We start from the raw sequence: 13,277 nt of genomic DNA, 5'->3' as shown, positions 1-13,277 counted from the left end.
GCGGTTCCCCGCACCACGCAGAAAGGCACTTTTCGTGCGCAACGCCCTGAAGTCCATCACCGTCCTCGCGACCGCCGGCCTCGCCCTCTCGCTCGCCGCCTGCGGCAGCAACGGCGACTCCGCCGGGTCCTCCGACCCGAACGCGGCGCTGACCGTCGTCGCCAGCCCCACCCCGCACGGCCAGGTCCTCAAGTACGTCAAGGACAACCTCGCGGAGAAGGCCGGCCTCAAGCTCACCATCAAGGAGGTCACCGACTACGTGACCCCCAACACGGCGGTGCAGGACGGCTCGGCCGATGCCAACTACTTCCAGCACGTGCCGTACCTGGATGACTTCAACAAGAAGCGTGGCACCACGATCGTCTCCGTCGGGACGGTCCACCTGGAGCCGCTCGGCGTCTACTCCAAGAAGGTCAAGAGCATCGGCGAGCTCGCCGACGGCGCCACCGTCGGCCTGCCCAACGACGCCACCAACGAGGGCCGCGCGCTCAAGCTGCTCGCCGACAACAAGATCATCACCCTCAAGGAGGGCGTCGGCACCGCAGCCACCCCCGCCGACGTCACCGGCAACCCGAAGAACCTCAAGTGGAAGGAGCTGGAGGCCGCCCAGCTGCCCCGCTCCATCGGTGACCTCGACGCTGCCGTCATCAACGGCAACTACGCGCTCGACTCCGGCCTGAAGCCGGCCACCGACGCCCTGGTCCTGGAGAAGGCCGAGGGCAACCCGTACGCCAACATCATCGCGGTCAAGAAGGGCAAGGAGAACGACCCCCGGGTCCAGAAGCTCGTCACCCTGCTGCACTCGGCCGAGGTGAAGAAGTACATCGACGACACCTTCAAGGGTTCCGTCATCCCGGCGTTCTGACCGGCCCCGCCGAGCCCGGACGCCCTCCGCCGTACGCCCCCGACCGGGCCCCCGCCGCATCCCGGCGGGGGCCCGGTCGGGCAGTATGCAGGTAGTGACGCACCGACAGGACGCGATCTGACGTACCGTCGTGCGATCCGTGCACCGCGGGACGCGCCCGGACGACGGCGTGGCGCGGCGAGGCGTACGGTGTGTCCACGACCCGGCGAGGAGAGACGGCATGGCAGCGAGCTTCCCCGAGACCGCCATCAGCACCGAACGGTTGCTGCTGCGCCCCCTTGCGGACGACGACGCCCCCGGCCTGGTCGCCATGATGGCCGACGAACTGGTCCTGGCCTGGACCGACGTCCCGCAGCCCTTCACCGAGGCGTACGCCGTCGAGCTCGCCCGCACCCTCGCCCCCGCCCACCGCACCGAGGGGCGCGGGATCGTCTTCGCCGTCACCGAGCACCTCACCCAGCGCGTCGTCGGCCTCGTCGAACTGCGCAACACCGACTGGCGGCTGCGCTCCACCGAGGTCGCCTACGTCACCGCCCCCTGGGCACGCGGCGAGGGCTACGCCCCGGAGGCCGTCCTCGGCGTCGCCCAGTGGCTCTTCGAGGACCGCGGCTTCCTGCGCCTGGAGCTGCGCACCGCCGCCGGCAACACCGCCGCCCAGCAGGTCGCCCAGAAGATCGGCGGCATCAGCGAGGGCGTGCTGCGCAGCGCCTGGATAGTGCGCGGCGAGTCCGGCACGGTGACCGAAGAGAGCCGTAGCGACCTGATCCTCTGGAGCCTGTTGCCGGAGGACATGGAGAACCCGCAGGAGCACGCCTGGCCCGGCGAGCAGCGGTACGCGCTGCGCGACTGACCGCGCCCGCCGCCCGCCCCGGCCCGAGGCCCGCCCCGGCCCGCCGCCCGCCGGTCCCGGACCGTCCCGGGTGTCGCGCGTCCGCCGCGGCCCGCGGAGGGCGCGTGGCGGACATGTGTGCGACCTGTCCGCGGCGGCGGGATCGCACCGGGTAGCCTCTGCTCCGGTGCACGTGGCACGCACCGTACGTACGCGGGGGGAGCTGCGCGTACGCAGGGGACGAGGCGAGGAGAACGGCCGCAGATGGCTGACCGGATCACGGTCATCGGGTGGGACGGCACACCGCTGACCGAGGCCGCGGGCGCGGCCCTCGCCGCGGCGACACTGGTGGCCGGCGCCCCCTATCAACTCGACGCCCTCCCGGTGCCGCCCGGTGCCGAACGGATCGCCCTCGGCGACCTCCGCCGTGCCGCGCGCCGGATGGCCGCGCACCGGGGCACCGCCGTGGTGGTCGCCGAGGGCGACCCGGGTTTCTTCGGCGTGGTCCGCACCCTGCGCCGCCCCGAGTACGGCCTCGAACTGGAGGTGCTGCCCGCCGTCTCCTCGGTCGCCACCGCCTTCGCCCGCGCCGGGATGCCCTGGGAGGACGCCCAGGTGGTCAGCGCCCACGGCGGCCGGCTGCGTCGCGCGGCCAACATCTGCCGGGCCCACTCCAAGGTCGCGGTGATCACCGCGCCCGGCGCCGGCCCCGGCGAGCTGGCCCTGATGCTGCGCGGGGTGCACCGCACCTTCGTGGTCTGCGAGGCGCTGGGTACCCCCGAGGAGGACGTCACCGTCCTCACCTCCGACCGGGTCGCCGACCACACCTGGCGCGACCCCAACGTGGTGCTGGTGATCGGCGGCGGCAACGCCCGGCCCGGCCCGTCCGACGAGGCCGCCGGCTGGCTGGCCGGCCGCCCGCTGGGCTACCCGGGCCCGGAGCGCGGCTGGGCGCTCGCCCGGGACGTCTACACGGGCACCGGCGCGGGCGCGGGCGCGACCCCGGGCGCGGGGGCCGCCCCGGGCGCCGGGCGCACGGAGGATGCCGCCGGTGGTACGGATGCGCTCCCGGCGCACGCCCGTGCGCTGGTGCTCGCCCGTCTCGGTGCCCGCCCCGGAGACCTGGTCTGGTGCGTCGGGGCCGGCAGCGGGGCGCTCGCGGTGGAGACCGCCCGCTTCGGCGCCGCCGTCGTCGCCGTCGAGGCCTCCCGCTCGGCCTGCGCCCGGATCGCCGTCAACGCCCGCCGCTTCGGCGTCGAGGTGGAGACCGTCCACGGCACCGGTCCCGAGGTGCTGGGCGGCCTGCCGGAACCGGACGTGGCCGTGGTCGAGGCGGGCGGCCCGGAGGTCGTCCGCGCCGTTCTCGCCCGCCGCCCGGAGCGGGTGGTCGCCCTGGCCCGGACCCTCGGCGAGGCCGAGGCCCACCGCCGGGCGATCGCCGCCGCCGGCTACCGGGCCGACGGCGCGTTGCTGCAGGCCACGCCGCTCTCCGCGCCCGACGGCGCCCCCGGCGGGCTCGCCCTGGGCGCGGGGGAGCCGGGCGTGCTGCTGCTGTGGGGCGAGCGGCGGCCGTGACGCGGATCCTGTGAAGGCGCGGTGCCCGCGCGGGCCCGCGGCCGGGCGCCGGCGGTGATCCCGGTCGCATCCGGACACTGATTCGAGAGGTGGCACCTCCAGGCCGGTAGTGTGGCGTCCTAGGTGGCTGCGGAGGCCGGTGACCTGTCGGACCTGGGGGGTTGTCGCCTTTTTTGACGTGATGCGACCAATCGCGGCTCGGAGTGTGGGCAATTCGACGGGCCGGGCGTCGGACCGGGAGAATGCCGTAGGGTCCGGTGCGGTCGTGCCGGTTGCCCCGGGCTGTCGTTGTTTCAGATGGCGCGCCGTCCCTCGCGGGTGGTGCGCGGGCCGGGGTGCCGCAGCGCGCCGGAAGGACTCAGGCCGCAGCGCTCCGGCGCGGCGGCCACGTGTGGTTGTGGGGCGGGCCGGTGCAAGGCCGTCCCGTGCGGAGGATGGGCGCTGCGGTCGGTGATCGCGTCGCCGAGGGCGCGGCAGCGGCCTGGAAGGAGCTTTGACATGACCGATGGCGGCCACGTCCCGAACGAGGGACTGCCGGAGCACCTGCTCGCCGGGCCCGACCCGCTCGGCGGCCCGGAGGGCGCCGCGGCCGTCGCACCCGTGCAGGGCGTCACGCCCGTGCCGGGCATGGCGCCGGGCACCGTGATGACGCCGGACGGTGGCGCGGTGCCGATGGCCCCCGGCACGCCGCTGCCCGGGCAGGGCTACGTCACCGACGCCCAGGCCTACCCGATGGGGGTCCAGGGTTACGCCACCGACGGCCACGGCTTCGCCGTCGGGGCGCAGGGCTACGTCACCGACGCCCAGGGCTACGCCGTGGACGGCCAGGGCTACGGCCTCGACCCGCAGGGCTACACCGCCACCGGCTGGGGCTCCGACGTCCCGCCGCACCGGCCCGCCTTCCACTTCCTCGACCAGCCCGACCAGCCGGACCCGCTCGACGACGAGGACGACGTCCTGCTGATGCCCGGCCCGCAGGGCAGCTGGGGCGAGCCGGCCACCGCCGAGCAGGGGGCCGAGCACCTGGCCCCGGGCGCCGCCGTACCGCTGCGCGCCGCCTCCGCCGCCGAGGAGCAGGCCGGCGCCCCGGGCACCCCGGTGGAGCCGTCCTGGCCGCCGCTGGACCCGCCGGTGCAGGGCGCCGTCGACCCGGCCGCCCAGGCCCAGCCGCAGACGGCGCAGCCGCTCGCCCCGCCGACGCAGGGCGGCGACCCGCTGACGGCCGTTCAGCCGCCGCGCCGCCCGCTGCACGCCGGCCCGCCGATCCCGGACCCGTCGCTGATGACCGGCCAGGTGCCGGTCCGCTCGCTCGCCGACCGCGGGCCCTCGCAGGGCGCCACGCCGGCGCACGGGGTGCCGGTCATGGCGCAGGCCGCCCCGCCGGTCGTCCAGGTGCCGCAGCAGGTCCAGGTCGCGCCGCAGGCGCAGGTGCCGGCGCAGCCGCAGGCCCCCCAGGTCCAGGCGCCGCAGGTCCAGGCGCCGCAGGTCGAGGTGCCGCAGGCCGTCCCGGTGCAGCCGGTCGCGCAGCCGGTGGAGGCCGTCCAGCCGATGGAGGCCGTCCAGCCGGTGGAGCCGCAGGCCCAGCCGGTCGAGCAGGCCCCGCAGGCCGAGCAGCTCCCGCAGGCCGTCGTGGCCGAGCCGGTGGCCGAGGCCGTGCCGGCCGACGCCCAGGTGACCGACGCCCAGGTGGCCGAGGTCGCTCCCGCCGAGGTCGTCGAGGCCGCGGCGGGCGCGGAGGCCCAGCCGGTCGTCGAGGCCCAGCCGGTCGTCGAGGTCGCGGAGGTCGCCGCCGGGGCGCCGGCCGAGGAGGCCGCCCCGGAGCAGCCCGTCGCCGAGGTCGTCGAGCAGCCCGTGCCGGAGGCCGCCCAGGTCGTCCAGTCCGCGCCGCAGGCGGGTCAGCCGCGGCGCATCTCGGCGTTCCTGGCCGCGCCGACCCCGCACGGCCTGCCGCAGGTCGAGCCGGTCGTCGCCGAGCAGCCGGAGCCCGGCCAGGAGCCGCCCATAGCGGTCGAGGCGCCGGTGGAGGTGCAGCCGGTCGCCGAGGCGCCGGTCGAGGCCCCCGCCGAGGCCGTCGAGCCCACCGAGGTCCCCGTCGAGGCGGAGGCCGCCGCGGTGGAGCAGGCCGTGGAGCAGCCCGCCGAGGAGGCCGCCGCGCCCGTCGCCGAGGCGCCCGAGGCGCCCGCCGCCGTGGACCAGGCGCCGGAGGCCGTCCCCGCCGAGGCCGTCGCGGTGGAGAACGCCGAGCCCGTATCCGTCGAGCCGGTCGCCGTCGAGCCCGTCGCCGCCGAGCCCGGCGTCGAGCAGGCCGCCGCCGAGACCGCCGCCGGTACCGGCGAGATGCCGTCCGGCCAGGCCGTGGCCGCCCCGGACGCCCAGGCGGAGCCGGTGGAGGCCGCCGCCCCCGCCGAAGCCGCGGAGGCCGTGGCGGCGGTGGAGGCCGTCGAGCCCGCCGAGAGCGCCGAGGCTGCCGGGCAGGCCCCGGAACAGCCGGTTGCCGAGGCGGAGCCCGTGGCCGCCGAGCAGCCCGCCGCCGAGGAGCAGGCCATCGAGGCCCCGGCCCCCGGGGCGGTCGCCGAGGAGCCCACCGAGGCCCCCGACACCGCCGAGGCCGCCGAGCCCACCGAGGCGCCCGCCGCCGAGACCCCCGAGGCGGAGGCCGAGGCGGAGGCCGAGGCGGCAGCCGCCGAGGTCGTCCCCGTCGAGGAGCCCGCCGCCCAGGAGCCCGCCGCCGAGGACGGGCCCGTCGAGGAGCAGCCCGCCGAGCCCGCCGGCCCGCCCGCCGCCGGGTACGACGACGCCGGCCGCGAGGCCGTCCACCAGGTGATCCGCGAGCGCCGCGACATCCGCAACGGCTTCCGCCCGGACCCGATCCCGCACGAGGTGCTGATCCGCGTCCTGGAGGCGGCCCACACCGCGCCCAGCGTCGGCTACTCCCAGCCGTGGGACTTCGTGGTGATCCGCTCCGCGAAGACCCGCCGCAAGATGCACCAGCTGGCCGAGCGCCAGCGCGAGGCGTACGCCGACTCGCTGCCCAAGGGCCGGGCGAAGCAGTTCAAGGAAATCAAGACCGAGGCGATCCTGGAGACGCCGGTCAACATCGTGGTGACCGCCGACCGCACCCGCGGCGGCCGGCACACCCTGGGCCGGCACACCCAGCCGCAGATGGCCCCGTACTCGGCCGCGCTCGCCGTCGAGAACCTCTGGCTGGCCGCCCGCGCGGAGGGCCTGGGCGTCGGCTGGGTGAGCTTCTTCGACGAGGAGGAGATGGTCCGGGAGCTCGGCCTGCCCGAGCACCTGGAGGTCGTCGCCTACCTGTGCGTCGGCTACGTCGACGCGTTCCCGGACGAGCCGGAGCTGCTCCAGCAGGGCTGGGCCAAGAAGCGCCCGCTGTCGTGGGTCGTCCACGAGGAGCAGTACGGCAACCGTGCGCTGCCCGGCGAGGAGCCGCACAGCCTGCTCGCCGAGACGCTGCGCGGCATCCGCCCGCTGGACGCCAAGGCGCTCGGCGAGGCCTGGGACCGCCAGAAGCGGATGACCAAGCCGGCCGGCTCGCTCGGCATGCTGGAGATCATCTCCGCCCAGTTGTCCGGGCTCTCCCGCAAGTGCCCGCCGCCGATCCCGGAGCCCGCCTGCGTGGCGATCTTCGCGGGCGACCACGGCGTGCACGCGCAGGGCGTCACGCCCTGGCCGCAGGAGGTCACCGCCCAGATGGTCGGCAACTTCCTGGCCGGCGGAGCGGTGGTCAACTCCTTCGCCAAGCAGATCGGCACCGAGGTCTGCGTGGTGGACGTCGGCGTGGCCGCCGAGCTGCCGCACGCGATCCAGCAGGGCCGCACCACCGGTCTGCTGCCGCGCAAGGTCCGGCCCGGCACCGGGGACATGACCCAGGGCCCGGCGATGACCCGCGAGGAGGCCCTCAAGGCCATCGAGATCGGCATCGAGACCGCCCGCGACCTGGTCGCGGCCGGCAACAAGGGCCTGGTCACCGGCGACATGGGCATCGCCAACACCACCGCCTCCGCCGCCCTGATCTCGGTCTTCACCGGTCTGGACCCGGCCGAGGTGACCGGCCGCGGCACCGGCATCGACGACGCGACGCACGCCCGCAAGATCGAGGTCATCCGGGCCGCGCTGGCCCTGCACCGGCCGGACCCGTCCGACCCGATCGGCGTGCTGGCGGCCGTCGGCGGTCTGGAGCACGCCGCGATCGCCGGGTTCCTGCTCGGCGCGGCCTCGCTGCGCACCCCGGTCATCCTGGACGGCGTCATCGCCGGTTCGGCCGCCCTGGCCGCCAAGGCGATCGCCCCCGAGGTGCTGGCGGCGTGCATCGCCGGCCACCGTTCGGCCGAGCCCGGCCACCAGGCCGCGCTGGCCAAGCTGGGCCTGCGTCCGCTGATCGATCTCGACCTGCGCCTGGGCGAGGGCACCGGCGCCCTGCTGGCCCTGCCGCTGGTGCAGAGCGCGGCCCGGGCGATGCACGATGTAGCCACCTTCGACTCCGCCGGGGTCACCGAGAAGGCCTGACGTCCGTTGGTACCGCTCCCGCACCGGCCCGAGGGCGCGCCGGTGCGCGGGGCGGTACCGCCGTACCCCCGCAACCCTCACCCACAGGAGTCCCGCCCATGACCGCGCCCACCCCGCACCCGCACCCCGGCACCGAGGGCCGTACCCCGTACCCGGTGGGTCTGCTGCTCGCCGGCCGCCGCGTGGTCGTCGTCGGCGGCGGCCACGTCGCCCAGCGCCGGCTGCCCGCGCTGATCGCCACCGGCGCCGACCTGCACCTGATATCGCCCTCCACCACCCCGGCCGTGCAGGCCATGGCCGACGCCGGCGAGCTCACCTGGCACGCCCGCCCCTACCAGGACGGCGACCTCGCCGGCGCCTGGTACGCGCTGGTGGCCACCGACGACCCCGCCGTCAACGTCGCCGTCAGCGCCGAGGCCGAGCGCGAGCGGGTGTTCTGCGCCCGCAGCGACGACGCGGCCGCCGCCACCGCCTGGACCCCCGCCAGCGGCCGGGACGCCGGAGCCACGGTGGCCGTCCTCACCGGTGACCCCCGGCACTCCGCCGCCCTGCGCGACTCCATCGTGGACGGCCTGCGCGACGGCTCGCTGGCCGCCCGCCAGTACCGTTCGCACGGTGCCGGGGTGGCCCTGGTCGGCGGCGGTCCCGGCGATCCCGACCTGATCACCGTGCGCGGCCGCCGGCTGCTCGCCGACGCCGACGTGGTGGTCGCCGACCGCCTCGCCCCGCGCGAGCTGCTCGCCGAGCTGCCCGAGCACGTCGAGGTCATCGACGCCTCCAAGATCCCGTACGGGCGCTTCATGGCGCAGGAGGCGATCAACCGGACCCTGATCGAGCAGGCCAAGGCCGGCAAGTTCGTGGTCCGCCTCAAGGGCGGCGACCCGTACGTCTTCGGGCGCGGCGGCGAGGAGCTGCTGGCCTGCGCCGAGGCCGGGCTGCCGGTGACCGTGGTCCCCGGCATCTCCAGTTCGATCAGCGTCCCCGCCTCGGCCGGCGTCCCGGTCACCCACCGCGGGATGACCCACGAGTTCACCGTCATCTCCGGCCACGTCGGCCCCTCCGACCCGCGCTCGCTGGTCAACTGGGAGGCCGCCGCGCGGATGACCGGCACCCTGGTGCTGCTGATGGCCGTCGACAAGATCGGCGAGATCGCCGCGAAGCTGGTCGAGTGCGGTCGCCCGGCCGGCACCCCGGTCGCCGTCGTCCAGGAGGGCACCACCTCCGCCCAGCGCCGGGTGGACGCCACCCTCGGCACCGTCGCCGCCACGGTGGCCGCCGAGGGGATCAAGCCGCCGGCCGTGATCGTGGTCGGCGAGGTGGTCGACGTCCTGGCCGCCGCCTTCCGGGTCTGACCGCCCGGACCCCTCCATCGTCCGGAGCCCGACCGTCCGGACCCCGATCGCCGGACGGGGCGGCCGCTCACTCCAGCGGCTGCTCCGTCCAGATCACCTTCCCGCTCGCCGTGTAGCGCGTCCCCCAGCGCTCGGCGAACTGGGCCACCAGGAACAGCCCGCGTCCGCCCTCGTCGGTGGTCGCCGCGTACTTCAGGTGCGGCGAGGTGCTGGACCCGTCCGACACCTCGCAGATCAGCGCCCGGTCGCGCAGCAGCCGCACCCGGATCGGCCCGCCGCCGTACCGGATCGCGTTGGTCACCAGCTCGCTGAGGATCAGCTCGGTGGCGAACGCCGTCTCCTCCAGCCCCCACCGCTCCAGCCGCTCCGCCACCGCCCGCCGCACCGGGCCCACCGCCGCCGGGTCCTGCGGCACCTCCCACTCGGCCACGTGGTCCGCCGGCAGCACCAGGGTGAGCGCCACCAGCAGCGCGATGTCGTCCTGCGGGTGCGCGGGCAGCAGCGCGCCCAGCACGTCCACGCAGGTCTGCTCCGGCGCACGCCCCGGGTGCCCGGCGAGCGCCGCGCGCAGCAGCTCCAGGCCCTCGTCGATGTCCCGCTCGCGGTCCTCCACCAGCCCGTCCGTGTAGAGCACCAGCCGGCTGCCCTCGGGCGGCTCCAGCTCCGCGGTCTCGAACGGCAGCACCGCCAGCCCCAGCGGCGGCCCGGTCGGCAGCTCCGGGAACTCCACCCGCCCGTCCGGGTGCACCAGCGCCGGCGGCGGATGCCCGGCGCTCGCCACCGTGCAGCGCCGCGTCACCGGGTCGTAGATCAGGTACAGGCAGGTCGCGCCGGTCACCGCCCCGCCGCCGCTCGCCGTCTCCTCCAGGTCGATCCGGTTCACCAGCTCGTCCAGGTGTCCCAGCAGCTCGTCCGGCGGCAGGTCCAGGGTCGAGAAGTTGTGGATCGCGGTCCGCAGCCGTCCCATCGTCGCCGCCGCGTGCAGCCCGTGCCCCACCACGTCGCCGACCACCAGCGCCACCCGGGCACCCGGGAGCGGGATCACGTCGAACCAGTCCCCGCCCACCCCGGCCTGGGCCGGCAGGTAGCGGTGCGCCACCTCCAGCGCGCTCTGCTCCGGCAGCGAGCGGGGCAGCAGACTGTGCTGCAGCGTCACCGCCATCGCGTGCTCCCGGGTGTACCGGCGGGCGTTGTCGATGCAGACCGCCGCGTGCGCCACCATCTCCACGGCCAGCGTCAGATCGTCCTCGTCGAACGGCTCCGACCGCTCCGCCCGCCAGAACCGCACCACGCCCAGCAGCACCCCGCGCGCCTTCAACGGCACCCGCACCAGCGAGTGCACCCCGTACTCCAGCACCCGCCGCGCGCCTTCCGGGTCCTGCTCCCGCCACGCCCGCGACTGCGCCAGCCGCGGCTCCACCGCCGGCCTCCCGCTGTCCAGCGTCCCGGCCAGCGGCGTGCCCGGCATGACCTCGATCACGGTCCCCACCGCGTAGAACGGCGCGTCCTCCCGTGCCGCCGCGAACGCCGCCCGCCGCATCCGCCCCAGCATGGCCCCGGGCGGTGGCTCGTCGCCCTCCAGCACCTGTTCGGCCAGGTCCACGCTGACGAAGTCCGCGAACCTCGGCACCGCCACCTGCGCCAGCTCCTGCGCGGTGCGCGTCACGTCCAGCGTCGAGCCGACCGTCACCCCCGCGTCGTACAGCAGCCGCAGCCGCCGCTGGGCCACCTCGGCCCGCCCCGACAGCGCCAGCAGCTCGGTCGAGTCGCGCAGCGTCGCCACGCAGCCGGGCGGGCCGCCCACCTGCTCGGTGAGCCGGACGTTCACCGCCAGCAGCCGCTCACCGGCCAGCACCACCTCGTCCGTCACCTCGCGGTCCGCGGTCAGCAGCTCCAGCGGCGCCGGGTCCAGGCCCAGCTCCGTCACCGGCCGCCCCTCGGCGTCCGCCGGCAGGTCCAGCAGCCGGCGCGCCTCGTCGTTGTACAGCAGCAGCCGTCCGTCGCCCCCGACGATCAGTACGCCCTCGCGCACCGCGTGCAGCACCGCCGCGTGGTGCTCGTACATCCGGGTCATCTCGGCCGGCCCCAGCCCGTGGGTCTGCCGCTTCAACCGCCGGCTGATCAGCGCCGTCCCGCAGGTCGCCAGCCCGAGGGCGATCGCCGCCGCGCCCAGCATCACCGGCAGCTGGCGCTCGCTGGCGCTGCTGACGTTCTCGATCGTGATCCCCGAGGAGACCAGCCCGATCACCGTGCCGGCCGGTCCGTGGACCGGTACCACGGCCTGCACCAGCGGGCCGATCGTGCCGTCGACCTCCTCGATCACCACCTCGCCGCGCAGCGCGGGCTCGATCGTGCCGACGAACTGCCCGCCGATCCGGTCCGGTCTGGGGTGTGTGTAGCGGATGCCGTCGGTGTTCATCACCACGATGAAGTCCACGCCCGAGCCGACCCGCGCGGCCTCCGCCTTCGGCTGGAGGACCGCCGTCGGATCGGGCGAGGCCAGCGCCTCGGCCATCCCGGGGGAGTTGGCGAAGGTCTGCGCCACCGCCACCGAACGGTTGCGGGCCTCCTGCGCGGCGTCGTGGTTCGACTGGAGCACCAGCGCCACCGCGGCGGCCGCCGCCAGCAGCAGCACCACCACGACCTGCAGCGCGAACACCTGGCCCGCCACGGACCGTCGGCCCGACCGCCTCCGGCGCGCGGGCCTGCGCTCTTCGTGCCGACCCCGTGGGCGTTCCGCCGCCTGGTCCGCGGTGCCGGGGAGCACGGGCGAACCGGACGCCGACGGAGCCCACGATCGGCCCGGGAAACGGGCCATACGTCATCCTTGCACTCCCCTCACCGGGCGTGCCAGGGCTGCCCACCCGGGTTTGTCCCCGTCCGCCCGGCTTGGCAAGATCGCAGGATGTCCGAACCCAGCACCGTCACCGACCCCGCCGACCCCCGCCTCGGCGACTACACCGGCCTCACCGACGTCGAACTGCGCCGCCGCCGGGAGCCCGCCGAGGGCCTGTTCATCGCGGAGGGGGAGAAGGTCATCCGCCGCGCGCTGGCCGCCGGCTACCGGATGCGGTCGATGCTGCTGACCCCCAAGTGGCTCGACGTGATGGCCGACGTCATCGCCGACGCCGAGGCACCCGTCCACATCGTCGAACCCGCCCTCGCCGAGGCCGTCACCGGCTACCACGTCCACCGCGGCGCGCTCGCCTCGATGGAGCGCCGCCCGCTGCCGGACGCCGCCGAGCTGCTGGCCGGCGCCCGCCGGGTCGCCGTCCTGGAGGGCCTGGTCGACCACACCAACCTGGGCGCGATCTTCCGCAGCGCCGCCGCGCTCGGCATGGACGCCGTCCTGCTGTCGCCCGACTGCGCGGACCCGCTCTACCGGCGGGCCGTCAAGGTCTCCATGGGCGCCGTCTTCGCCGTCCCCTACGCCCGGCTGGAGCCCTGGCCGGCCGCCCTGGCCACGGTCCGCGCCGCCGGGTTCCGGCTGCTCGCCCTCACCCCGGCCGACACCGCCGTGGACCTCGCCGAGGCGGCCCCCCGCAAGCTCCCCAGAGCCGCGCTGATGCTCGGTGCCGAGGGCGACGGCCTGACCCGGGCCGCCCTCGCCGCCGCCGACCAGGCGGTGCGCATCCCGATGGCCCACGGCATCGACTCGCTCAACGTGGGCGCCGCGGCCGCGGTCGCCTTCTACGCGGTCACCGCCGAGGGCTGACCGGGCCCGACCGGGGTCCCGGCCCTGGTTCCGGACCGCCGGGACCCTAGTTCTGGACCGCCGGGGACTGGCCGCCGGAGGTGCCGGCTCCCGGCCAGGACTCGTCCAGGCTGCCGTCGGCCCGCACCGTGTAGCGGGTCGAGGTGACTGCGCCGGTCTGCGCGACCCGCTCCTCGCGCACCAGGGCGCCGTTCTCCACCCGCCACGCGGCGGTGGCCTGCGGGTCGGCGGCCGAGGAGCGGGCGGCCACCGGTACCGGCTGGTCACCGGCGAAGGTGAACAGCTGGACCAGGTCCACCGGCACCGAGCCCTCGGCCCGGCGCAGCACCACCAGGGCCGCCGGCGCCCCCCGGTAGCGGGCCCCTCGACCGCGTCGGCGATCTTCAGCAGCAGCTTCTGCCGGGTGCTCGGGGTGGC

Annotated in this window: 7 protein-coding genes and 1 pseudogene; 6 read left to right on the top strand and 2 right to left on the bottom strand. The window is 76.0% G+C overall.

The genetic code is table 11. The features are described 5' to 3' along the window. Nucleotides 1–34 precede the first annotated feature (34 nt). The 5 genes from ACWEQL_RS08870 (at nt 35) to cobA (ending at nt 9,145) form a co-directional block, all read left to right on the top strand. Nucleotides 35–865 (top strand): MetQ/NlpA family ABC transporter substrate-binding protein, encoded by an 831-nt coding sequence (locus tag ACWEQL_RS08870; protein WP_452149501.1) that lies wholly within the window; start codon nt 35–37, stop codon nt 863–865. A 220-nt stretch (nt 866–1,085) separates the two neighbouring features. Continuing rightward, the gene (locus ACWEQL_RS08865) at nt 1,086–1,715 is read left to right on the top strand and encodes a GNAT family N-acetyltransferase (protein ID WP_452149500.1); all 630 of its coding nucleotides are present in this window, start codon (nt 1,086–1,088) and stop codon (nt 1,713–1,715) included. Between the two features lie 243 nt (nt 1,716–1,958). Further along, nucleotides 1,959–3,269 (top strand): precorrin-6y C5,15-methyltransferase (decarboxylating) subunit CbiE, encoded by a 1,311-nt coding sequence (gene cbiE / locus ACWEQL_RS08860; protein ID WP_452149499.1) that lies wholly within the window; start codon nt 1,959–1,961, stop codon nt 3,267–3,269. Nucleotides 3,270–3,767: 498 nt separating this feature from the next. Then, nucleotides 3,768–7,793, top strand: a complete 4,026-nt coding sequence (cobT, locus tag ACWEQL_RS08855; protein WP_452149498.1) for a nicotinate-nucleotide--dimethylbenzimidazole phosphoribosyltransferase — start codon at nt 3,768–3,770, stop codon at nt 7,791–7,793. Between the two features lie 98 nt (nt 7,794–7,891). After that, nucleotides 7,892–9,145 (top strand): uroporphyrinogen-III C-methyltransferase, encoded by a 1,254-nt coding sequence (gene cobA, locus ACWEQL_RS08850; protein ID WP_452149497.1) that lies wholly within the window; start codon nt 7,892–7,894, stop codon nt 9,143–9,145. A 67-nt stretch (nt 9,146–9,212) separates the two neighbouring features. Here the strand turns inward: cobA and ACWEQL_RS08845 are convergent, their stop codons facing one another. Beyond that, nucleotides 9,213–11,963, bottom strand: coding sequence for a SpoIIE family protein phosphatase (locus ACWEQL_RS08845; protein WP_452149496.1), 2,751 nt, complete (start codon nt 11,961–11,963; stop codon nt 9,213–9,215). A gap of 87 nt (nt 11,964–12,050) precedes the next feature. Here ACWEQL_RS08845 and ACWEQL_RS08840 point away from each other — a divergent pair, with 87 nt between their 5' ends. Next, on the top strand, nt 12,051–12,860 hold the full coding sequence (locus tag ACWEQL_RS08840) for a TrmH family RNA methyltransferase (protein ID WP_452149495.1): 810 nt from the start codon (nt 12,051–12,053) through the stop codon (nt 12,858–12,860). A gap of 46 nt (nt 12,861–12,906) precedes the next feature. Here the strand turns inward: ACWEQL_RS08840 and ACWEQL_RS08835 are convergent. After that, a pseudogene (locus ACWEQL_RS08835) lies at nt 12,907–13,277 on the bottom strand (hypothetical protein); the annotation flags it as partial.

Source organism: Kitasatospora sp. NPDC004240, assembly GCF_053603215.1.
Note: the sequence above shows the minus strand (reverse complement) of the source record. Positions and strands in the feature narration are given on the sequence as shown.